The sequence below is a fragment of the Spongiactinospora rosea genome (assembly GCF_003315795.1).
GTDB classification, from domain to species: Bacteria; Actinomycetota; Actinomycetes; order Streptosporangiales; family Streptosporangiaceae; genus Spongiactinospora; species Spongiactinospora rosea.
The window spans coordinates 268,115-289,045 of sequence record NZ_QMEY01000007.1 but is presented as its reverse complement, the minus strand read 5'-3'; the positions used below and the strand labels follow the sequence as shown (position 1 = coordinate 289,045).

The window sequence follows — 20,931 nt, the reverse complement described above, 5'->3', positions numbered from 1 at the left end:
CACCCAGAGCAGTGCCCCCGTACGAGTGAGCAAGGAGAACCCGTGGCCGACTCCCACGACCAGAGCGTCACCTGGCTGACCCAGGAGGCGTACGACCGCCTGAAGGCGGAATTGGAGCACCTCTCTGGCCCGGGGCGTACCGACATCGCCAAAAAGATCGAGGCCGCCCGGGAAGAAGGCGACCTGCGCGAGAACGGCGGCTACCACGCGGCCAAGGAGGAGCAGGGCAAGATGGAGGGCCGGATCCTCCAGCTCCGCCAGCTCCTGGACAACGCGCGCGTCGGGGAGGCGCCGCGCACCGAGGGCGTGGTCGGCCCCGGCATGACGGTCACCGTGCGGTTCGGCGGCGACGACGAAGAGGTCACCTTCCTGCTGGCCTCCCGTGAGGAGAGCGGGTCGCCGATCGACGTCTACTCGCCCAAGTCGCCGCTGGGGTCGGCGATCAACGGCAAGAAGATCGGCGAGAAGGCGACGTTCACGCTGCCCAACGGGCGCCAGAACACGGTCGAGATCCTTGAGGCCGTGCCGTACGTCGGCAACTGACGCGATCCACGCGCCGCGTGGCCCCCTGGGAACGGTCCCAAAACCGGTTTCCGTGGCGAGCGCGGCGCGCTGACCTGGCATCGACCTGGCATCGACCTGGCATCGACCTGGCATCGGGCCTGGCATAGACGGGCTACTGACCGGGTATTGACCCAGCGCCGACCCCTGGCACCGACTCTGGCACTGATCGACACGACACTTCGCGAGTGGGGATCCGCTGCGCGCGCCCATCGGCGCCGTGGCGGATTTTCCACGTCAGACCGGCATTTCACCGATAAGTTTCGCTAAGGCGTGCGTACCACGCCGTGCGTGCGGCATCCTCATAAGGGCGGAAGCCGGCGCGGGCCTCCGGACCTGTCGTGGTTCGGGCGGGCCCTTTTGGGCGGCCTTCGGACGGAAGGGGTTGGTGTGGTGCTCGGCGAGCGGGAGCATGCTCCCTTCGGCCGTCCCGGATCGCCCCACTGGCTACGGCGGCACGCCGTACCGATCATCGTGATCGCCCTCGTCGGCGTCATCACCGCCGACGTGGCGGTGCTCGGCGAGCTGTCCCGGCGGCGGTCCGCCCTGGAGGCGGCCGAGGCCGAGCCGTACACCCCCGGCCTGGGCCCCGGCGCGCGACCCGTGAGCAACGACAACGACTACGTCGTCAAGCCCGCCCCCCTCCAGAGCCCCGGAGCGTCCCCGCAGGCCGCCGCCCCGCGCCCGCAGGTCCAACCGCTCAAGTCCACCCACGCCCCCCACCTGTTCGCCGTGACGCGCAAGCCGCTCACCGAGGCGACGCTCAAGAAGGTCGCCAAGGTCGCCGGCATCCGCGCGATGGAACTGGCCGACGCCGCCGAAGTGACGATCGACGGCAAGCGGGTGCAGACCCTCGGCGTCGACCCGTCCACCTTCCGCGCCTACACGCCGCGTCCCACCGCCAAATCCGACGCCCTGTGGGGCAACATCGCGGGCGGCGACGTCGCGGTCTCGTTCGTGCTCGGCAACGACGGCGGGCTCCGCCTGGGCACTTCGGTCAACGCGGCGAACCGAACGCTGCGCATCGGCGCCTACGCCACCATGGGCATGGGCTCCATCGACGCGGTCGTCTCCCGGACCACCGCCCGCGACCTCGGCATCCCACAGAACAACGCGCTCGTCATCAGCGCCCCCAAACAGGACAGCGTCCAGCTCCGCAAGGCCGTTATGCGGGCCCTGCCCAAGGGGTCGCAGGTCGCGACCATCAACCCGGTCCTCAAGCGGCCCAACGGCACCGTCCAGCCCCAGGGACGCACCACCTGGCCGGTGGGGGCCCTCATGTCGGTGCCCCAGATCGAGACGGCCCTGCGGGCGGCGGCCTCCAAGCTGGGGCGTCCGTATGTGTGGGGCGCGGAGGGACCGGAGACCTTCGACTGCTCCGGCCTCGTGCAGTGGGCGTACGGGCAGGCGGGGGTCCGGATGCCCCGCGTCACCCACCAGCAGTGGGTCACGGGGCCGCGGGTGTCACTGGCCCAGGCCCAGCCGGGCGACCTGCTCTTCTGGCGGCACGACCCGACGAACCCGGGGTACATCTCCCACGTGGCGATCTACTGGGGCAAGGGCAAGATGCTGCACGCTCCCCGCACCGGCGACGTCGTCAAAATCGCCCCCATCTCCACCCGCAACCTCGCGGGCGTCGTCCGCATCAGCCCCCAAGTAGCCGCCCACGCCCGCTAACCCCTCTGTACCGCCCACCCCCTCTCAACCCTCGCCCCTCCCAAACCTCACGCATCCCCCTAAGTTCCCGCCTTCACCCACCCCCACCACCCTCCAACACACCCCCGCCCCAGCAAGCACCCCCTCCGCGCCCGGGGTCCGCCTCCGGCGGGATACGCACTTCGCGCGCTCGGGACCCGCCTCCGGCGGAGGTGACGCGCTTCGCGCGTGAGGCCTGCCTCCGGCGACGTATGCGCTTCGCGCCGTTGGTGCCGTCTGCGGCGAGGTATGCGCTCCGCGCCTGGGGTCCGCCTCCGGCGGGGTGTGCGCTTCGCGCCCTGTGGTCCTCGCTGTCGCTCGGCCTGTTCTTCTCATGTCGGGCTTCGCCCGACGCTGACGCCACTGGTCCGCCCATTGACACCTGGTGACCAACAACGACAACCCCCGCAGGACGCACTGTGCCCCGCCCGCCGCACACCGGTAGAGGTGACGCGCTCCGCGCGTGAGGTCCGCCTCCGGCGGGGTGTGCGCTTCGCGCCCTGTGGTCCTCGCTGTCGCTCGGCCTGTTCTTCTCATGTCGGGCTTCGCCCGACGCTGACGCCACTGGTCCGCCCATTGACACCTGGTGACCAGCAACGACAACCCCCGTAGGACGCACTGTGCCCGCCCGCCGCACGCCGCTAGAGTGGATCACCGACAAACCCCGACATACATAACGCCGCAGGTCGCGTACGTCTTGCCTGCTCGCAAAGGGTGCTCCCCACGCTCGTGGGGGTGAACCGGTGCGGATGTGTTTCCGAACGCCGGAGGGATCGTGCTCCCCACGCTCGTGGGGGTGAACCGCTCACGCCGATCCCCGCCCTGGCGACAGGCGGGTGCTCCCCACGCTCGTGGGGGTGAACCTTGCCCGCCTTGCAGGATCAGGAACTTGATGTCGTGCTCCCCACGCTCGTGGGGGTGAACCAGGATCATGCATTTCCGGTCCGGGTCCGCCTCCGTGCTCCCCACGCTCGTGGGGGTGAACCGGAGGGCCGCGGCAGCGATCGCCCCGGCCCCCAGTGCTCCCCACGCTCGTGGGGGTGAACCGGCGAGGGACCCGCGCCGGGTCGCCGTGTACTTGTGCTCCCCACGCTCGTGGGGGTGAACCGGCAACCACCTCTCCCGTCCAGGTCGCCGTCCCAGCAAGGTGTGGCTGAGGTCTGGTGTCCTACCAGGGGCCGGGGTGATGTCTGCGAAATGTCCGGATATCGACGTAGGCTCGTCAGTGACTCTTGGTGCGATTGGTGGGGGATTGAACGCTGTGACGACGCTGCCATCGCTTCCCGCGATCCAGAAGTCGGTCCCAGGTTGGTGATCCGCAAGCGCGCCGAGCGAGCCGCGCAGCGGATCGACGTGAGCCGCCTTCCCGAGGACGTCGTGGCGCTCATCGACGCCCTTGAACCCGGCGAGGCCCTTGCCGTCACACGGGACGGCCAGGCGATCGCGACGATCTCCAGCACCGTCGCGGTCATCCAGGGCACCATCGTCGATCGCGACGCGGCCGAGGGCACCGATGCGGCCGAGGAGCGACCGCCGACCGACTACGACGGTGTGACGGTCGTCGCCACCGCGATGGAGTTGTCGGCGAAGGCCCGGACGTCGCTGTCCGCCCAACTCGGTGCGGACTACGTCGTACTCGACATGAACGCCGCCCCCACGACGGCCGACGTACTGCTGGTGCCGTCGGTCAGCCCGCAGTTGATCGCGGCGCTTCGGCCGATGTTCCCGAAAGCCCGGATCATCGTCACCGAGATCGAGGACAGCGAGCTCGGAGTCAACTACCAGGGCCCGGTCCGGCGCCTGCTCGATGCCGGCGCCGATGCGTACATGCCTCCGTCGAACGTCCCTCACCTGGCCAGACAGCTCGACTACACGCTCACCCACGGAAACCAGCTCGTGGCCGGGGTCGCCGCACCGCTTGAGATCGCACCGGCCACGGAACCATCAGCTCCCGAAGGCGAATGACTCCGCTGTCGCTTCTCGCGGAGAGCAGTGGCGACCGGCGTGTTCACCTGGCTTCCCATCGGCAACCACGCTAGGTGAGCACTAGGGGCTGCTACTCGCCAGTCAAATCAGGATGTACTGGCAAATACAACGACATTTGCAACGCTCCCTCTCTGGCGAAGTGGAGGGAAAGCGGCGTTCTGTGATGCCGTAGGTTTTCGTTGTTCAGCGTGAGAGTGGCATCCCTGCGTGATCTTTTTAGCGCTCCCGTGATCACCTGGTCCAGATACCCATCGCCCACCGCGAACTGTCGGTCGGCGAACCCAATGCGATCACCCATCTCGTGCATTCGCTCGTTCGGCCAGCTCACGCCCCGCCCTGCGACCCAATTCCACATTCCATCCCATACCAAAATCCGCCAGACGGCCACGCCCTTGCCGGAATACGGGTAGTAAATAAGCGGAAAGGGCCGTCGAAACAATCTGTGATGTGATCATTAGGTCGGCCGCACGGGTGGGCCCGTTAGAGGAAAGGGATCAAAGGGTTCCTGGAGGGGGATGTCATGGGGTCATCGTCACATCGCTGGCCAGGTCCGATGGCGGTAGAAGCAAGCCAGGCGGAGCATCCGCTCATTCGGCGGGTCCGTCATTCGATCATCGGCGACGGCGAGGCGATCTGGGGCCCCTACGGCGCGCGCCGCATGACCTACGCCGACTATTCGGCCACCGGCCGGGCGGTCTCCTTCATCGAGGATTTCATCCGTGACGAGGTGCTGCCCTGGTACGCGAACACGCACACCGAGTCCTCAGGCACCGGCCTGCGGACCACGCGCCTGCGTGAGGACGCGCGGCAGGTGGTCAGGGAGGCGGTCGGCGGTGACGACGAGAGCGTGGTGATCTTCACGGGGTCGGGGGCGACGGGGGCCATCGACAAGCTGATCGGCGTCCTGGGGCTGCGCCTGCCGGCCGGGCTCGACGACGCCTACCGGCTCACCGAGGCGATCCCGCCCGACGAGCGGCCCGTGGTGTTCATCGGCCCGTTCGAGCACCACTCCAACGAACTCCCGTGGCGCGAGACGATCGCCGACGTCGTCACCATCCCGGAGGATCGCGACGGGCGCATCTCGCTGGCGGCGCTGGGGGAGGCGCTGCGCGCGTACGCCGGGCGTCCGCTGCGGATCGGCTCGTTCTCCGCCGCCTCCAACGTCACCGGCATCGTCACCGACACCGACGCGGTCTCCGCGCTGCTGCACTCCCACGGCGCGCTCGCCATGTGGGACTTCGCGGCCGCCGCGCCGCACGCCGACGTCGAGATGTGCGGTGGGGGCGGCGATCCGCGCGCCTACAAGGACGCGGTGTTCATCTCGCCGCACAAGTTCGTCGGCGGCCCGGGTACGCCGGGCGTGCTGGTCGTGCGCAGGGAGCTGTTGGGCAACCGGGTGCCCGCCGTGCCCGGCGGCGGCACCGTTGACTACGTCAACCCGCACGAGCACCACTACGTCACCGATTCGGTGCGGCGCGAAGAGGGCGGCACTCCGGCGATCGTGGAGTCCATCCGCGCGGGGCTGGTGTTCGGGCTCAAACAGGCCGTGGGCCCGAGCCTCATACGCGAACGCGAGCGCGACTTCCTGCGCCGGGCCCTCGCGTCGTGGCGCGCCGACCCCGACATCGAGATCCTGGGCAACCTCGATGTCGAGCGGCTGTCCATCGTGTCGTTCCTGGCCCGCCAGCCCGGCGGCCGGTACTTGCACCACAACTTCGTGGTCACCCTGCTGAACGACCTGTTCGGGATTCAGGCGCGGGGCGGGTGCTCGTGCGCGGGGCCGTACGGGCATCGGTTGCTGGGGATCGACCTGGACCGTTCGCACCGGTTCGAGCGGGAGATCACGGCGGGGTGCGAGGGGATCAAGCCGGGCTGGGTACGAATCGGGTTCAACTACACCCTTTCCGAGGCGGAGTTCCGGTACATCGTGCAGGCGGTGCACATGATCGCCGCGCATGGGTGGGCGCTGCTGCCCGAGTACCGCTTCGACGCGCAGAGCGCGCTGTGGCGGCACAAGTCGGGGGCGGCCGAGCCGCCGCCGGGGTTACGCGAGGTGCGGTACGACGCGGACGGTTCGCTTCACTATCCGCGCCGCCACGCGCGACTGCCGGAGGGCGCGCTGGGCGGCCACCTCGACGAGGCCGAGGCCCTGTTCGCCGCCGCAGGGGCGGGGTTCCACGCGGCCCATCGGGCCGAAGCCCACGTCTCGGCGGACTTCGACGAACTGCGCTGGTTCGAACTGCCCGCCGAATGCCTCACCGCCTGACCTCGGCCCGCTGCGGGGGGCATGGCGGGCGCCGTTCTCTGTTGTTCCGTACGGCAGGGCCCAGTAGACGCCGCCGCGCCGTGCCCGGTCACGCCCTGATCCCCGGCGTTTCGCATGCGCCATGGCGACTCGCCGTTCCCCACACCGGGATGACGTCCCCTGGAGGGTGGTGAGTCGCCGATCTGATCATATGGGTGGCCTTCAGTGGCTCTTAGGGCGATCGTGAAGCCTATGACTTCAAGGCAGTATGAGTTCGGCGTTATCGAGTGGTTATGGGACATCGAGCAGATCTGGATCCACCTGCCCGGTAGCGGAAGGTACGAGGAGAGGGGCGGCCACGACAAGATCACCGAAGTCCTCACCAGGCTCGGCGCTGGGGGGTGGGATGTGGCCACGTGCGCCGCATCCGGCAACTGGCTGCTATGGACGGTGCGGCGCCCGCTCGGTTGATCTGTAGCGTGGCTTTACCGCTCTGTCGGGTTCATGCCGGGCCGTGCAGATGTTCCGCCGTCCGAATCCGGGCCTGATTCAAGGACCGCGCCCACCGCCGCTTTCATGGCCGCGGGCGCGGCGCGGGCCTTACCGTGGTAGCGACGGGGGATGCCTCGGTACGGCTCCCATTGCGCCCGCCCCCAGCGAGGTCAGGGGTTGGCGCGCCAGATGGCCACGTTCGTGGCCCAGTAGCCGCCGTTGTCCCAGGTCTCCGCGTCGTTGACGTAGAAGAGGAAACGCACCGGGTAGCCGCCGTTCCACGTCTGGCACCCCTGGAAGGCCGTCGCGTGGGCCGGGTTGCCGACCCAGCCGCCCGGGTTGTTGTTGAATCGCAGGACCTCGGCGAACTGGTTGAGCCCCTGGAAGGGCCAGGTGCCCCCCTGGGCGAGGGTGCCGTTGCCGTCCGGGCCGACGTTGTAGCCCCACAGGTCCACGCGGACGCGGTCGCTGATCAGTGGACGGACCTTGAAGGCGTCGCCCGGCATGAGGACGTTCGGGGGATTTGTGCCGGTGGGGATGCTGCCGCCACCGTTGCCCAGTACGTTGGTGGCCGCGTTGTAGTCGGCCGGGGCGCCGTACTGGCAGCGGTTGAGGGCTCCGGCGGGGTCGGCCGCGGCGGCGGGGGCGGTTGCGGTCGTGAGGAGGGTGGCGGGGAGCAGCAGGGCGAGGATTGCGGAGATCTTCATCATTTGCCTCCTGGGGACACAGCCTTGATGGTGCGTATCGCCACGGAGCGCGAGAAGCCGGGGCGAGGAAGTCCGTACAAGTCCGTACAAGGCCGTACAGACAGAATCCGGCATCGGAAGTCACTGAACGGTGCCATCCGGGCGAAGGAGCATCCCCCCACATGAACTTGGGCATCATCGGGCAGGCCACCGGCCTCTTCGCCGTCACCAACATCGACGACATCCTCATCCTGGCCCTGTTCTTCGCCCAGACCGCCGGTCGGCGCGGGGCCGCGCTGCGGATCGTGGCCGGTCAGTATGTCGGATTCGTGGGGATCGCGGTGGTGGCCGTGGCGGCGGCGTTCGGTGCCACGTTCCTGCCCGCCCAAGTCGTCCCCTACCTGGGGCTGCTGCCGATCGCGCTGGGCCTGAAGGCGGCCTGGCAGGCGTGGCGGTCCTCGCGGGACGGCCGCGACGACGCGGGCGACGTGCCCGCCGCGCAGCGCCCGAGCGGGCCGGGGGCGTTGCAGGTGGCCGCGGTCACCTTCGCCAACGGCGGTGACAATATCGGGGTCTATGTCCCTGTATTCGCCACGGGCGGGGTCGGCGCGACGAGCCTCTACGTCGTCGTGTTCCTGGTCCTGGTCGGCCTCTGGTGCCTGGCCGGGCGCTACTTCGCCACCCGCCCGTTCGTCGCCGCGACCCTCAGCCGCTGGGGGCACGTCGTGCTGCCGCTCGTCCTGATCGGCGTCGGGCTGCTCATCCTCGTCGAGGGCGGTGTCATCGGCCTGTGACGCCGCTGCCCACGCCTTCTGTTCGGCACGCCCTCTTTACGGCACGCCCTCTTTACGGCACGCCCTCTTTACGGCACGCCCTCTTTACGGCATGCCCCCTCTCGCGAAGCCCCCTGCCCGGTCACCGCCCGGTTTCCAGTCTTTCGCGGGTGTCGTGGCCGGCCTGCTGCGACTCACCCCTCACAAGCTGTCCATCATTTGGAGAGGCGGCCATGCGGTCACGGACCCACCTGCACGACCTTCTGGTCTCGACGATCTTCACCGAAGGGCTCGACGCCGAGCCGGACCTGTGGGCGCTGGGCTTCAGCGCCATCTGGATCAAAGGCGCGGACCTCGACACGCTCGCCACAGAATGGCACATGGACCCCACCACCCGGACACCCTGCCACTTGAGCGAAATCCTCGATCGCAACATCGACGACGGATCGAACTGGGTGGCCGAGGTCAACGGCTGGATCGCCATCGTTCCCGGGCATGCCGATGGCGAGCGGCTGCGCGCGGCCAGCGAAGGCGGCCGGGAGGTCCTGGGAATCCGGATGGACATCACCGGTCACGAGCACTTCGAGTACGCCCGCGACGGGCGCATGGTCGCCTCCTTCGAGCCGACCTTCCCGGACCAGCGGTATGGCGAGGACCCGCACGCGCTCGACCACCTGATGGCGGGGTTGCGTTTTCAGCTCAGCGAGGAGGGCGGCCCGGACGATCGGGTGGAGCAGGATGAGAGCGTCAGTTCGGCGTTGGCGCTGATCGGACGCCATACGGGCACCGACATCGCCACCGACTGGATTCAGGCGCGGCATTCCGCCTTCAGACCCGCCGCGCAGTGAGTCGGCTTGCCTTGACGCCGGTGTCAACGTTCTACCTTGACACCTGTACTCGGCCGCCGCACCCGTCGCGAGAGAAGAGAACCGGATGAAGTTCGGGATCAGCTACAGCACGCCCTACTACGGCGTCGATCCGGAGAAGATGACGAACTTCGCCAAGCTCGCCGAAGAGTGCGGGTTCGAGTCGCTGTACGTGCCCGAGCACATCGTGTTGCATCCCGGCGCCACCGTCGGGGCGTTCGAGCTGCCCCCCGCCCTCCCTTACGCCGACCCGCTCGACTGCCTGACCTTCATGGCCGCCGCCACCGAGCGGATCCTGCTCGGCACCGCCGTACTGCTGCTGCCCTACCACCACCCGGTGACGCTCGCCAAACGGCTGGCCACCATCGACGTCCTGTCCAAGGGCCGGATGCGGCTGCTGACCGTGGGCCTGGGCAGCCTGCCGCGTGAGGCGCAGGCGATGGGGGTGGACTTCGCCCGGCGCGGGCGCAGGGCCGAGGAGGCGATCCGCGTACTTCGGGCGCTCTGGGCGGGCGGGGAGCAGGGGGCGGACCACGACGGCGAGTTCTTCTCCTTCGAGGCGGTGTGCAGCTTCCCGAAGCCGTTCGGGGTCACCACGCTGCCCGTGCACGTCGGCGGATCGAGCCAGGCGGCGGCCCGCCGGGCGGGGCGGCTCGGTGACGGCTTCTTTCCCGGGGGTGCGCTGACCGCGGAGGAGCGGGCCGTTCAGTGGGAACTGGCCCGATCGAGTGCCGCCGAGGCGGGACGCGATCCGGACACACTTGAGTACACCCGGTTCGGGTCGCTGGACATGCCTGTCGAGCGTGTGCAGGAACTGGCCGGGCAGGGTGTCACCCGTGTCGTGGTCAGTACCGCCGCCACCGAACCGGACGACCAGCGCCGGGAACTCTCGGACTTCGCCCAGCGGTTCGGGCTCACTCCCGGCGGCTCGCACTGACCTTGGCCACGACGAAGGTCCCGGCGTCGGGACCGGCCTGGGTGACGAGGCGTCCGTCCGGTGCCCAGACGCCCGAGCCGCCCGAGGTCACGGGGTACGCGCTGGTCGCCCCGGCGTAACTCGCCACGGCCACCCACACCCCGTACTCCGTCGCGATCTCGGGCATGCGCACGTCGCGTTGCGCCGCGCCCCCAGGGCTGAACAGGGCGCCGACGAGGTAGCCGTCGATGCCCAGGGCCGCCGTGTCGGCGGCGTGCCGCGGGATGCCCGAGTCGCGGCAGACCGCCAGGCCGAGCCGCCGGCCGCCGACCTCGATCGCGGCCGGGGCCGGTCCGGGCGTGAAGCGGCGGCCCTCGGCCTCGTCCGGCCACATCTTCCGGTACGCGACCCGCGCCGCCGTGCCGTCAACAGCGAGCATCGCGATGTACTCACGGCCGTCCTCTTCGACCGGCGCACCGGCCAGCGCCAGTGCGCCGGTGGCGGCGCACGCCTCGACGATGAGGGCAAGGGCACCCAAGCCGTCCCCGCCCAGGCTGATCGGCGGCGCGTCCAGTTCGTAGCCGGTCAGGGAGAGTTCGGGGAAGAGCACGATGTCGGCGCGGGCGGCGCGGATCATCTCGGCGTGCGCCGCGACGTTGGCCGGGACGTCGGCGGGCGCGCAGACGGGCTGGGCGACGGCGATGGTGATCACGCCACCTTCGGCGGAAAGGATCATGCCACCCTCCTCGGGAGTCCGTGGGCCCCACGATAGGGGGGCCACGCGGCACGGAACAGCCGGTGCAGCGGGTCCAGCCGCCCCAGCCGGCGGCCCGAGCTATTCAGTGTTGCTATATACCGCTGATCGGTATACTGTCTATCCCGTAGTCAGTATTACTGAGTAGCTAGAGAGAGTGGTCCATGGGCAAGCAGGCGACCGAGATGCTCAAGGGCACCCTGGAGGGGATCGTCCTGGCGGTCCTGTCCCAACGGCCCGCCTACGGCTACGAGATCACGGCGTGGCTGCGGGACCAGGGCTTCACCGACATCGCCGAGGGCACGATCTACGCGCTGCTGGTCAGGGTCGAGCAACGTGGCCTCGTCGATGTGCAGAAGGTCCCGTCCGACAAGGGTCCGCCGCGCAAGGTGTACTCCGTCAACGTTCAGGGCCAGGAATACCTCCAAGAATTCTGGAGGACGTGGAGCTTTCTCGCAGAACGGCTCGAACGGCTCCGCAAAGGAGACAGGTGACCATGTCCGATGCTGATGAAAAGGGCGGCCTTCTCGCAAAAGCGATCGGGCCCACGCGGCGCTGGCGGGAGTACAAGGCGCGCGTGAGGCGACTTCCGCCGGATCATTGCGCGGCGGTCGAGGCGATCGAGCAGTACATGATGCACTTCGTGCCGACCGGCGGCGACCGCGACGCGGCACACCGTGCCGCACCGGAACTAGCCTGACGAGCGAGTTCATATCGGAGGCTCGTCGGGGCTTTCTCAAGCCGTCTTGCCGCGACCGGTGATCGGACGCGCCTTGGATTTGTCATGATGGCGTCCTGGGAAGCTCCGGAATGCATTGCCAAAGGCAGAGGTGTTCGGTCATGCCTCGTCGTCCGCCGAGAGGTGAGGGAGAGGCGTCCCCGCTACGGCTGGCGCGGCTGGCGCGGAATTGGACGCTTGAGAACGTGGTCGAGGAGATCGACCTCCGGACGGCGGGGGGCCAGTCCGGGGTGACGCCGAGCATGGTCAGTGGATGGGAGCTGAACCAGCACGCCACGAGCATGGGGCACCGCAAGACGCTGTGCGAGATCTACGGGCAGCCGCCCGAGGTGCTGTTCGCCCACCAAGACCAGGGTTTGATGCGGTCGGCGCCGAAGCTGCTGGCGAGTGTGCCGGAACTACGGCGTGCGCTGCTGGCGACGGTGCAGGGCGCACGGGATTGCCTGGTGGTGATGGGGTCCCGGTCTCGCGATCTGGCGTATCTGAAGGCGATCGAGGAGGCGCTGGAGCAGCGGCCCACTCTCGTCCATTACCGGGTCCTATTCGGCCCCCCTTTCCATCAGGTCCTCGCCGATCACCTGGTCCGGCTGCTGGAACTTCGTGATCCTGCTGACCGCAGTCATGGCCTTAAGACGCTGAACATCGGGCTTGTGGACGACTTGGGGACGCCGGAGCGGTTCTTTTGCGCGAGCGAGCGGAGCGCGGTTGTTCCGATACCATCGCTCACCTCATTGGAGGCGTTCGACTCGGGGATCAGCCTGGGCCGGGCGGAGGCGAGCCGGCTGCTGGATCACGGCAGGCAGGCCTACGCCGCCGCCCGCCGCATCGAGACCCCCGAGGCCGTCGGTGTCCTCGAAGTCGTACGGAAGCGAGAGGCGACCTCATGACCCGCCAGACCGTCGCCGAAGCTCTGAAGTTCGCCGCCGACGATCGTGACAGCGTCATTGCCCTGACCCACGACCTGGTGCGCCTGCCCAGCCGCGGCGGCATCGACTCCTACGGCCCGGTGCTGGAGTGCATGGAGGCTTGGCTGCATGGGCATGGCCTGCCTACCCGCCGGCTCACCGGCACCGGCGGCGAGCCCGTGGCGTTGGTCAGCGAGGTCGTCGGTGACCCGGCCGGTCCCCGCTATGTGCTGGACGCCTGCCTGGACACCGCCCCGTTCGGCGACGAGACGGCCTGGAGCCGTCCACCGACGTCCGGTGACGTGGCCGGAGGGTGGATGTACGGCCGCGGGACCAGCGATTCCAAGGTCGGCGCGGCGATCTTCGCCCACCTGGCCGCCCGCTGGAACACCAACGTCGGCGCCCTGGGGGGGAGCCTGGTCTTGTTGTTCGACGTCGATGAACACACCGGCGGGTTCGGCGGCGCGAAGGCCTTCTTCGAGGACCCGCAGGGGCCTCAGCGGGTGGACGGCGTGATGATCGGCTATCCCGGGATCGACCATGTCGTCATCGGCGGACGCGGCGTCCTGCGAGCGCGGATCAGCGTGCACGGCGTTGCCGCGCACTCGGGCTCCCGGTCGGCGTCGCCCAGTGCGATCGCCAAGGCCGCGCAACTGGTGTCGGCGCTGCACGCCCTCGACCTTCCGGCCACGGCCGGCGAGGCGTTTCCGCTGCCCGGTAAGCTCACCGTCACCGCCATCACCGGAGGCCAGGGCTACTCCACCATCCCGGACCTGTGCGTCCTGAACGTCGATATCCGCCTCACGCCGGCCTTCACCCAGCGGCAAGCCGCCGAGGTGCTCCAGGCCCAAGCGGTCGCCATCGACACGGCATGGCCCCAAACCCGCAGCACGAGCATCGACTTCACTACCCGCTGGCCCGAATACGCCCTCCCGGCGGCCTCTGCGCTACGAGCCGCTCTCCTGGACGCGGCCCATGCCGTCCGGCTGGCGCCGACCGCGAAGATCGCCGGACCGTCGAACATCGGGAACTATCTCGCCGGCCTGGGCATCCCCGCCACGGCTGGCTTCGGCGTCGACCATGCCGGCCTGCACGCCACCGACGAGCGGATCCGCCTGGACACGATCGAACCTGTGCAGGCTGCCTACCACCTCGCCCTAGACGCACTTTTCCGTCCCTGACCGCGTGACCAGCGGGGATGGGACTGCTGACGGCAAACGGCCGCAACATCGCCGGTAAACGACCGGCAACCGGACCGCTGGAGGTTTCCGCAGGGGCGGGCGATCGTGCAGATGACAGCCCCTGACTTCCCCGGGAGGAAGTGATGAGCAGTCTGCTGCTCGACCCCGCCTTGGACGACCTCGCCCCGCCGGAGGCCACCTCCGGCGTCGCCGACGCTCTGTTCGCCGGCCCGGTCGTTCTGATCGTCCAGACCCCCATCGACGCGCACCAGACCAAGAAGCGGTCCGGTTCCTCCGATGGCGCCCAGACCTACGACACCCCCATCACCTGATCGATCCGTCGTCAACGCCCGTCGTCAACGCTCGTCTGGAGAGCGCGGGCCCGGTCGCCCCACCGGCCGGGCCCGCATCCCCTGCTTGGAGGAACGCGCGTGCTCACCTTTCGCCTCACCCCCTACGCCTCGGCCAACTGGGCCTGGACCGGAACCGCATACACCACTGCGGACCAGACCAGCCGGATCGCCCCGTTCATCCACCCAATGCTGGAGCATCTGGCCGTCACCGACGGCACCCGCACCCTCATCACCGTGCGCGAACGACTCAGCGGCCGCGGCCCGGCGCATCCCGCCCCGCGGGCCGTCGAGCCCCGCGCTTACGACCAGGCCAGGTCCCTGGCCACCAGGTGGCCCGCGGACGTCGTCCTGGTCGAGACCCGTTCCGAGCATCCTGTCGAGGTCACTGCCGGAGCCGCCCGGACCACACCTTTGTACCTCGCCGAGGACGGCGGAGTGCTGCACGGCTCGTGGGAGATGGCCGACCTCAAACCGTTCGTGACCGGGATCAGCCCGCGCGAGGCGGCGAGGCTGCTGATCTACCAGCCGCGCTACGGCTCCGAGACGCTCTTCACCGGCATCGGCCGGCTCACCGAGCGCGCAAAGGCCGTCTTCGGCGGAGCACTGCACCTGCATTACCCCGAACCGGCCCTGCACCTCCGGCCCCGCGATCTCGCCCCGGACGGCGACGTCCTGGCCGCCCTCACCCAGACCATCGATGCAGCCCTGGACCTGCGCCCGCTCGACCCGGCGGCCACCGTCTTCCATCTGAGCGGCGGGTTCGACTCCGGCGTTATCGCCACCCGCGCGGCCGTCCGCCGCCCCGGCCAGATCACCACCGCCGCGCTCCAGGTCATCGGTGCCGGCCGCGCCCAGCAGGACCGGCGCCGTGCCCAGATGCGCGCCGCTTTGCCGTTCGGCGAAACCGACCTGCTCATCGACTGCGCCGACGCCCCACCCCTGCACCCTGACTGCCCGCGCGTCCGAGGCGAGGCGATCAGCCCGTACGAGGAGCCGCTGTTCCTGCCCTTTCATCGCCTCACCGGCCTGATAGCCGATCACGGAAACGCTCTGGTGACCGGGCTCGGCGGGGACGAGATGGTCGCGCTGTCACCCGAGGAGTCCGAGGCGGTCGCCGCGGCCAACGCCCATATCACCGACCAACTGCCCTGGCTCGGCCCCGATGCCCGTACGGCCCTGCGCTACAGCGACGACGCCATCGCGCCGCCCGCGATCGTGAACGCGATCACCCTGCTGTCCCTGGAGACCACGGCGCCCCCGCTGCTCCGCGCGGGGGTCTGGCCGATCCACCCGTTCACCCACCCTGCCATGATCGGCCTCGGTGAGCAGCTCCCGCTGCACTGGCGGGAGTTCAAGAACCTCCAGCGCCGCCAGATGGCGGCACTCGGCCTCAGTGACGAGGTCTGCAACCCGGTCGAGCGCGAGTCGTTCGTCTGGCTCGTTGAACACTCCCTCAAGACCTACGGAATCCCGCTCCTGGAGCGGATGCTGGCCGACGGATCCCCGCTCATCGACGCTCGCCTGATCGACCCCGACGGGCTGAAGGCCACCATCTCCGCCGTCACCGACGAGCCCTACGACGAGGAGTTCCACGCCAAGCTCCTTCAGGTCGTCGACCTGCACCTGGCCGCGGCCGCCTATGTGTGAAGCAGCTCCGAGAGGTCGAGCCGTCCGGCCTCGCGGGCCATCATGAACAGCCGGTGGCCCTTGAAGTCGGCTTCGCGGACCAGGTCATAGCCCTGGGTCAGGTAGTACTTGGCGAGCTCGGGGAGCAGGCAGTCGCGCCGTACCCACGTGAGCCCCAGCTCCGCCGCGCGATCTACCGCCCACCAGGCCATCAGCCTCCCCGGCTTGATAGCACGAAAGGCCGGGTCCGTCACCGAGGTGCTCATGTACAGCGACGGCTCGGCCTTCTCTTGTTCTGTCCAGCCCCACGGGGGCCCGTGCTCCTGCAAGGTGGTCCGCCCGATGATCCGCTGGCCGTCCTTCTCCAGCACCCACACATCGCCGTACCGGTTGTCGCAGTGCGACACCAGGTCGTCCAGCCGTGCTCGCCACGATGGCATCCCGCGCTCCTCCATCCACGCGCACCGCGCAGAGATCATCTCCCGCGCCGCAGGACGATCAGCAGCAGTCGCGGGCCGCATCACCAACACGAACTCCATCCTGCCGTGCGGCCCGGCCGGGCACTCGCCAAACACGGTCCGGGCCCAGACCGGCGGTCGCATCGTGCGGGGAGACGAACACGCTGCCGCGGGCGAGCCGACGCCCGAGCCGGACGAGTGGATGCGCCACCTCGGCACGCTGCCGCTGATGTCTCAGCCCGAAGAGCAGTGGCAGTACCACATCAGCAACGACCTGCTGGGCGTGCTCGCCGCCAAGATCGACCGGCTGCCGCCCAGCTACGCGCCCGACCCGCGGGCCGGCGAAATGATCATCTGGGGCGAGGCCGTGGGCGGACGCTACAGTACGCCCCCGGCCTTTCAGTCGGGCGGCGGCGGGCTGACCTCGACCGTCGATGACTATCACGCGTACTTCCGGATGCTGCTCAACGGAGGGCGGCACGGACGCCAGTGGATCCTTTCCCGGCCTGCCGTCGAGTTGATGACCACCAACCGCCTCCCGGCCGAGCAACTGGCGGCCCGCGAAACCTTGGCCCGCAACTTCGTTCACGTGTCATATGGCACGGGGCAGCACGGCGGCTGGGGGTTCGGGATGGCGGTGCGCACGTACCGTGGCGACTTCGCGCTGATCGGCCAGTTCGGCTGGGACGGCGGTACGGGCACCTCCACTTACGCCGATCCGGACAACAGGCTCATCGGCATCCTGCTCACCCAGGTCGGGATGTCCACCCCGGATTCGGCACGGGCCATGCACGACTTCTGGACCACGCTCTACCAGGTGGTAGACGACTGATCCGCCGCTCGGCTCGGGGTTCTTTAGTACGGCAGGGCCCACTGCTCACCATCCCGAGCGCCGGCTACCACCATTCGCGATGCACAATGAAGGCCGGAGTTGAAAAGCCCATTGGATGAGGTGGTCTTGTGACCTCGCGATTACTCGGGCCCTGGTGTCGGCGGCGCGAGGCGGCGGCGCCCCCGACGACGGCCCAAGGCGGTATTACTCCTACCCCGATCCTCAACTGGCACCATCCGCGCGTTCGTGATTTGGCGGCCTGCGCGGAGAAGACCGCCCAGCTCGCCACGCAGGCGAATGCGTGCCCCTCTCAGCGCGACCTGCTGAAATCCGCACACCGGCTGATCGGCGAACGAATCCGCCCGGTGTATGCGGTGAACGACGAGCAGCCCGCCTCCGTGACGCTCGCCCGTGGGCGGGGCTCGTGCAGCCAGCGCATGGCCGTACTGGAAGCCGTGGCCCGTGCGCACGGTATGGCGACCCGAGTACGCGGGCGGGTCATCGACGGGACGTTCTGGTACCCGCGTTTCCCACGGCTACGAGCCGTGGTCCCGGCCGATGTCATCCTGGCCTGGCCGGAGTTCCTGATCGAGCGGACCTGGGTCCCGATCTCCGAGCTTTACGACGGTCTCTGCCTGACCACCGGCTTCACCAACAGCGGCGCCGAAACCCTCTTCGAGGCCATCACCCGAACGGCCGTGGACTGGGACGGCGCTTCCTCACCGAGCTGCGACCTGTCCGCCAACGTCCGCGCTGACCTGGGCTACTTCAACTCCCGAGACGAACTGTTCCGCACCCACGGCCAAACCCTGTGCCCACCCGCCCGCTGGCTGGCCGACCCCGTACTCAGCCTCCATTCAGCGTGATCCCTCGACAAAGAAGGCCTCCGCAGATGGCGGAGGCCCGATGGGTCTGGTGACCATGTCTTTAGTCGATCCCTAGGGCGGTCCCGGCGCGGATCGCCTTCAGGAAGGTGTCCCACTGGGCTGACCCCACGCCGGCCGCGCCAACGCCGTGCGGGCGTGCTGGCTCCCCTCGGCCATTCGCGGTAAAGCCCTCCTCTGTTCGCCATCAGCGTTGCGGGCTACCGCTTTCCGGAAAGCGATGTAATCTCGATTACATGGAAAGCGACGAAGCAATCAGTCAACTACGTGGATGGTTCACCGGCCGGTTGCCCGGCGACTGGTTCACCAGTGCGCCGGAGATCGTGCTCGATCGTGAGGAGATCACCGTCATCGGCCCGCTCGCCGTGCCGGCCACCCCCGACGGCGCTCCGGACGCTGAGCGGGCCGCCGCCGCCGAAGGGCTGGTACGGCGGTTCCGGGAGGAGACCCGGGAGCGGCGGATGGCCATCGCCCGCGAGGTCGAGCACCGGTTCCGCAAGAAGGTGTCGTGGGGGGTCTCCATCGACGGCGAGACAGTGATGTTCACCACACTTTCGGTGCCGGTGATGACCCGCCTGCGCCAGTCCGAGCGTCAGGTCCTGGACACCCTGGTGGCCGCCGGAGTGGCCAGGAGCAGGAGCGACGCCCTCGCCTGGTGCGTGCGCCTGGTCGGCCGGCACACCGATTCGTGGCTGGCCGAACTGAGGGACGCGCTCCAGCATGTGGACCGGGTCCGCGCGGCCGGTCCCGACATCGATTCCTGACCCCCTGACGACGTGCGCCGCCCCCGCGTCACCCCCCGTTCACCCTCCCGCCGAACGGCCGGTGCGCAGGCGAATCGGTGAGTCGTCTGGACTAAACCTCTTACCGGATTGGTTTAGACCGCAGCCACTGGTTTATACCAATTACTCAGCGGCTTTTCTTTAACTCGCGGACAACTGGGTAGAGTCCCCGGATCACGGTGAGGACGCCGCCGGTTCGGCGTTCTGACCTCCTGCGATGCAGGGGATGTGGCAGGAATTCGACCCAGGCAGGTTTATCGATCGACAAGGCGTTGCGAAACCCGCTGGTCGTTCCTGGCCAGACCAGGCACTGGTCTAAGCCAATTGGATCGACCGCGGAATTGTCGTTGATGATGTCTTGGCCACGCGAGTGTAGAGGAGCCGTCGCTGTGACCCTTTCCGTTGAGGCACCCGCCCCGACGACCCACGCCGAACTGGTCGCGTGGGTCCACGAGATCGCCGCGCTGACCGAGCCTGACCGCATCGAGTGGTGCGACGGGTCGGAGGCCGAGTGGACCCGCCTGACCAACCTGCTGGTCGAGCAGGGCACCTTCACCAGGCTGGCCAAGCGGCAGAACAGCTTCTACGCCGCCTCCGACCCGACCGACGTGGCGCGGGTGGAAAGCCGCACGTTCATCTGCTCCGAACGCGAGGAGGACGCCGGGCCGACGAACAACTGGGTCGCCCCCGGCGAGATGCGCCGCACCTTCGGCGAACTGTTCCAGGGGTGCATGCGCGGCCGCACGATGTACGTCGTGCCGTTCTGCATGGGCCCGCTGGGCGGGAACATCTCCCAGCTCGGCGTGGAGATCACCGACTCGCCGTACGTCGTGGTGTCCATGCGCGTCATGACGCGCATGGGCGAGCCGGCGCTGCGGCTGATCGAGGAGCGCGGCGACTTCGTCAAATGCGTCCACTCGGTGGGCGCGCCGCTCGCGCCCGGCCAGGCCGACGTGCCGTGGCCGTGCAGCGACACCAAGTACATCAGCCACTTCCCCGAGACGCGCGAGATCTGGTCCTACGGCTCGGGCTACGGCGGCAACGCGCTGCTCGGCAAGAAGTGCTACGCGCTGCGGATCGCCAGCGTCATGGCCCGCGACGAGGGCTGGCTGGCCGAGCACATGCTCGTCCTGAAGCTGACCCCGCCGAGCGGCGAGGCCCGGTACATCGCGGCGGCCTTCCCGAGCGCCTGCGGCAAGACCAACCTCGCCATGCTCGCGCCGACCATCCCGGGCTGGAAGGTCGAGACGATCGGCGACGACATCGCCTGGATGCGCTACGGCGAGGACGGCCGGCTGTACGCGATCAACCCCGAGGCCGGGTTCTTCGGCGTCGCGCCGGGCACCGGCGAGACCACCAACGCCAACGCGATCAAGACCCTGTGGGGCAACAGCATCTTCACCAATGTCGCCCTGACCGACGACGGCGACGTGTGGTGGGAGGGCCTGACGGACGAGCCGCCCGCCCACCTCACCGACTGGAAGGGCCGCTCCTGGACCCCGGAGAGCGACGAGCCCGCCGCCCACCCCAACGCCCGGTTCACCACCCCGGCCGCGCAGTGCCCGACGATCGCCCCCGAGTGGCAGGACCCGGCGGGCGTGCCGATCTCGGCGATCCTGTTCGGCGGCCGGCGGGCCACCGCGGTGCCGCTGGTCACCGAGGCGCTGAGCTGGCAGCAAGGCGTGTTCCTGGGCGCGAACGTCGCCTCGGAGAAGACCGCGGCGGCCGAGGGCAAGGTCGGCGAACTGCGCCGCGACCCGTTCGCGATGCTGCCGTTCTGCGGCTACAACATGGGCGACTACTTCGCCCACTGGCTGGAGGTCGGCCGCCGCCAGGGCGCGGACCTGCCGCGGATCTACTACGTCAACTGGTTCCGCAAGGGCGCGGACGGCTCGTTCCTGTGGCCGGGGTTCGGCGAGAACAGCCGGGTGCTCAAGTGGATCGTCGAACGGCTCAACGGCGAGGCCGAGGCCGTGAGCACGCCGATCGGGCTGGTACCGGACCGGCTGGACACCGACGGGCTGGACATCTCCGAGCAGGCCCTCGACACGCTGCTGTCGGTGGACCCGGAGGCGTGGAAGGAGGAGGCCGCGCTGATCCCGCCGCACTTCGAGACCTTCGGCGACCACCTGCCCAAGGAACTGTGGGACGAGTACCACGCGCTGGTGAAGCGCCTGGGCTGAACCCACGCCGCCGT

General features: G+C 69.0%; 20 protein-coding genes, 1 pseudogene and 1 CRISPR repeat array. Of the genes and pseudogenes, 18 read left to right on the top strand and 3 right to left on the bottom strand.

All coding sequences use genetic code 11. The features are described from left to right. Positions 1 to 42: 42 nt before the first annotated feature. From greA to DP939_RS19425, 5 genes are all read left to right on the top strand, one after another. A complete protein-coding gene (gene greA / locus DP939_RS19445; RefSeq protein WP_225878363.1) occupies positions 43 to 543 on the top strand; it encodes a transcription elongation factor GreA in 501 nt (166 codons plus the stop codon). 408 nt (positions 544 to 951) lie between these two features. Continuing rightward, on the top strand, positions 952 to 2,238 hold the full coding sequence (locus tag DP939_RS19440) for a C40 family peptidase (protein WP_225878362.1): 1,287 nt from the start codon (positions 952 to 954) through the stop codon (positions 2,236 to 2,238). A gap of 732 nt (positions 2,239 to 2,970) precedes the next feature. Next, positions 2,971 to 3,364: direct repeats of the CRISPR family, unit length 28 nt; unit sequence GTGCTCCCCACGCTCGTGGGGGTGAACC. Positions 3,365 to 3,633: 269 nt separating this feature from the next. Beyond that, positions 3,634 to 4,221, top strand: coding sequence for a hypothetical protein (locus DP939_RS19435; protein ID WP_225878361.1), 588 nt, complete (start codon positions 3,634 to 3,636; stop codon positions 4,219 to 4,221). 574 nt (positions 4,222 to 4,795) lie between these two features. After that, a complete protein-coding gene (locus DP939_RS19430; protein ID WP_113982130.1) occupies positions 4,796 to 6,508 on the top strand; it encodes an aminotransferase class V-fold PLP-dependent enzyme in 1,713 nt (570 codons plus the stop codon). A 231-nt stretch (positions 6,509 to 6,739) separates the two neighbouring features. Beyond that, positions 6,740 to 6,958, top strand: coding sequence for a hypothetical protein (locus DP939_RS19425; RefSeq protein ID WP_113982219.1), 219 nt, complete (start codon positions 6,740 to 6,742; stop codon positions 6,956 to 6,958). A 191-nt stretch (positions 6,959 to 7,149) separates the two neighbouring features. On the opposite strand, the gene DP939_RS19420 is transcribed toward DP939_RS19425, so the two are convergent. Continuing rightward, a complete protein-coding gene (locus DP939_RS19420) occupies positions 7,150 to 7,686 on the bottom strand; it encodes a hypothetical protein (protein ID WP_147268048.1) in 537 nt (178 codons plus the stop codon). A gap of 161 nt (positions 7,687 to 7,847) precedes the next feature. Between DP939_RS19420 and DP939_RS19415 the strand changes: the two genes are divergently transcribed. The 3 genes from DP939_RS19415 (at position 7,848) to DP939_RS19405 (ending at position 10,241) form a co-directional block, all read left to right on the top strand. Next, positions 7,848 to 8,459 carry a cadmium resistance transporter gene (locus tag DP939_RS19415; RefSeq protein ID WP_113982128.1) on the top strand — a complete coding sequence of 204 codons (612 nt, stop codon included), beginning with the start codon at positions 7,848 to 7,850 and terminating at the stop codon, positions 8,457 to 8,459. A 212-nt stretch (positions 8,460 to 8,671) separates the two neighbouring features. Then, positions 8,672 to 9,286, top strand: a complete 615-nt coding sequence (locus tag DP939_RS19410) for a DUF6461 domain-containing protein (RefSeq protein ID WP_113982127.1) — start codon at positions 8,672 to 8,674, stop codon at positions 9,284 to 9,286. Between the two features lie 85 nt (positions 9,287 to 9,371). Next, positions 9,372 to 10,241: an LLM class F420-dependent oxidoreductase gene (locus DP939_RS19405; protein ID WP_113982126.1), complete on the top strand. Its 870-nt coding sequence runs from the start codon at positions 9,372 to 9,374 to the stop codon at positions 10,239 to 10,241. On the opposite strand, the gene DP939_RS19400 is transcribed toward DP939_RS19405, so the two are convergent. Beyond that, complete coding sequence (locus tag DP939_RS19400) at positions 10,219 to 10,956, bottom strand: carbon-nitrogen hydrolase family protein (RefSeq protein ID WP_113982125.1); 738 nt, start codon at positions 10,954 to 10,956, stop codon at positions 10,219 to 10,221. The two genes, DP939_RS19405 and DP939_RS19400, sit on opposite strands and share 23 nt — an antisense overlap. Positions 10,957 to 11,138: 182 nt before the next feature. Between DP939_RS19400 and DP939_RS19395 the strand changes: the two genes are divergently transcribed. From DP939_RS19395 to DP939_RS19370, 6 genes are all read left to right on the top strand, one after another. Beyond that, positions 11,139 to 11,468: a PadR family transcriptional regulator gene (locus tag DP939_RS19395; RefSeq protein WP_113982124.1), complete on the top strand. Its 330-nt coding sequence runs from the start codon at positions 11,139 to 11,141 to the stop codon at positions 11,466 to 11,468. Beyond that, positions 11,465 to 11,674, top strand: coding sequence for a DUF1048 domain-containing protein (locus DP939_RS19390; protein WP_113982123.1), 210 nt, complete (start codon positions 11,465 to 11,467; stop codon positions 11,672 to 11,674). The genes DP939_RS19395 and DP939_RS19390 overlap by 4 nt, the downstream gene beginning before the upstream one ends. A gap of 224 nt (positions 11,675 to 11,898) precedes the next feature. After that, a complete protein-coding gene (locus DP939_RS19385; RefSeq protein ID WP_199565264.1) occupies positions 11,899 to 12,600 on the top strand; it encodes an XRE family transcriptional regulator in 702 nt (233 codons plus the stop codon). Next, a complete protein-coding gene (locus tag DP939_RS19380; RefSeq protein ID WP_113982122.1) occupies positions 12,597 to 13,799 on the top strand; it encodes a M20 family metallopeptidase in 1,203 nt (400 codons plus the stop codon). The genes DP939_RS19385 and DP939_RS19380 overlap by 4 nt, the downstream gene beginning before the upstream one ends. 143 nt (positions 13,800 to 13,942) lie before the next feature. Then, positions 13,943 to 14,131 (top strand): hypothetical protein, encoded by a 189-nt coding sequence (locus tag DP939_RS19375; RefSeq protein WP_113982121.1) that lies wholly within the window; start codon positions 13,943 to 13,945, stop codon positions 14,129 to 14,131. Positions 14,132 to 14,230: 99 nt separating this feature from the next. After that, positions 14,231 to 15,799 (top strand): asparagine synthase-related protein, encoded by a 1,569-nt coding sequence (locus DP939_RS19370; RefSeq protein WP_113982120.1) that lies wholly within the window; start codon positions 14,231 to 14,233, stop codon positions 15,797 to 15,799. Here DP939_RS19370 and DP939_RS19365 read toward each other — a convergent pair. Further along, positions 15,790 to 16,218 (bottom strand): GNAT family N-acetyltransferase, encoded by a 429-nt coding sequence (locus tag DP939_RS19365; RefSeq protein ID WP_225878360.1) that lies wholly within the window; start codon positions 16,216 to 16,218, stop codon positions 15,790 to 15,792. The two genes, DP939_RS19370 and DP939_RS19365, sit on opposite strands and share 10 nt — an antisense overlap. A gap of 193 nt (positions 16,219 to 16,411) precedes the next feature. On the opposite strand from DP939_RS19365, the pseudogene DP939_RS19360 reads away from it, so the two are divergent. From DP939_RS19360 to DP939_RS19345, 4 genes and pseudogenes are all read left to right on the top strand, one after another. Next, a pseudogene (locus DP939_RS19360) lies at positions 16,412 to 17,068 on the top strand (serine hydrolase domain-containing protein); the annotation flags it as partial. Positions 17,069 to 17,319: 251 nt separating this feature from the next. Beyond that, positions 17,320 to 17,934 (top strand): transglutaminase domain-containing protein, encoded by a 615-nt coding sequence (locus tag DP939_RS19355; protein WP_199565263.1) that lies wholly within the window; start codon positions 17,320 to 17,322, stop codon positions 17,932 to 17,934. A gap of 254 nt (positions 17,935 to 18,188) precedes the next feature. Further along, entirely contained in the window at positions 18,189 to 18,716 is a 528-nt protein-coding gene (locus DP939_RS19350) for a hypothetical protein (protein WP_113982118.1), read from the top strand. A gap of 407 nt (positions 18,717 to 19,123) precedes the next feature. Beyond that, on the top strand, positions 19,124 to 20,917 hold the full coding sequence (locus DP939_RS19345; RefSeq protein WP_113982117.1) for a phosphoenolpyruvate carboxykinase (GTP): 1,794 nt from the start codon (positions 19,124 to 19,126) through the stop codon (positions 20,915 to 20,917). Positions 20,918 to 20,931 lie beyond the last annotated feature (14 nt).

Bases quoted from the DNA above. Each gene is read 5' to 3' on its own strand.
- DP939_RS19350 (WP_113982118.1), top strand. From the start codon at position 18,189: ATGGAAAGCGACGAAGCAATCAGTCAACTACGTGGATGGTTCACCGGC.
- DP939_RS19410 (WP_113982127.1), top strand. From the start codon at position 8,672: ATGCGGTCACGGACCCACCTGCACGACCTTCTGGTCTCGACGATCTTC.
- DP939_RS19425 (WP_113982219.1), top strand. From the start codon at position 6,740: ATGACTTCAAGGCAGTATGAGTTCGGCGTTATCGAGTGGTTATGGGAC.
- DP939_RS19380 (WP_113982122.1), top strand. From the start codon at position 12,597: ATGACCCGCCAGACCGTCGCCGAAGCTCTGAAGTTCGCCGCCGACGAT.
- DP939_RS19420 (WP_147268048.1), bottom strand. From the start codon at position 7,686: ATGAAGATCTCCGCAATCCTCGCCCTGCTGCTCCCCGCCACCCTCCTC.
- DP939_RS19365 (WP_225878360.1), bottom strand. From the start codon at position 16,218: ATGCCATCGTGGCGAGCACGGCTGGACGACCTGGTGTCGCACTGCGAC.
- DP939_RS19430 (WP_113982130.1), top strand. From the start codon at position 4,796: ATGGCGGTAGAAGCAAGCCAGGCGGAGCATCCGCTCATTCGGCGGGTC.
- DP939_RS19400 (WP_113982125.1), bottom strand. From the start codon at position 10,956: ATGATCCTTTCCGCCGAAGGTGGCGTGATCACCATCGCCGTCGCCCAG.
- DP939_RS19375 (WP_113982121.1), top strand. From the start codon at position 13,943: ATGAGCAGTCTGCTGCTCGACCCCGCCTTGGACGACCTCGCCCCGCCG.
- DP939_RS19405 (WP_113982126.1), top strand. From the start codon at position 9,372: ATGAAGTTCGGGATCAGCTACAGCACGCCCTACTACGGCGTCGATCCG.
- DP939_RS19395 (WP_113982124.1), top strand. From the start codon at position 11,139: ATGGGCAAGCAGGCGACCGAGATGCTCAAGGGCACCCTGGAGGGGATC.
- DP939_RS19415 (WP_113982128.1), top strand. From the start codon at position 7,848: ATGAACTTGGGCATCATCGGGCAGGCCACCGGCCTCTTCGCCGTCACC.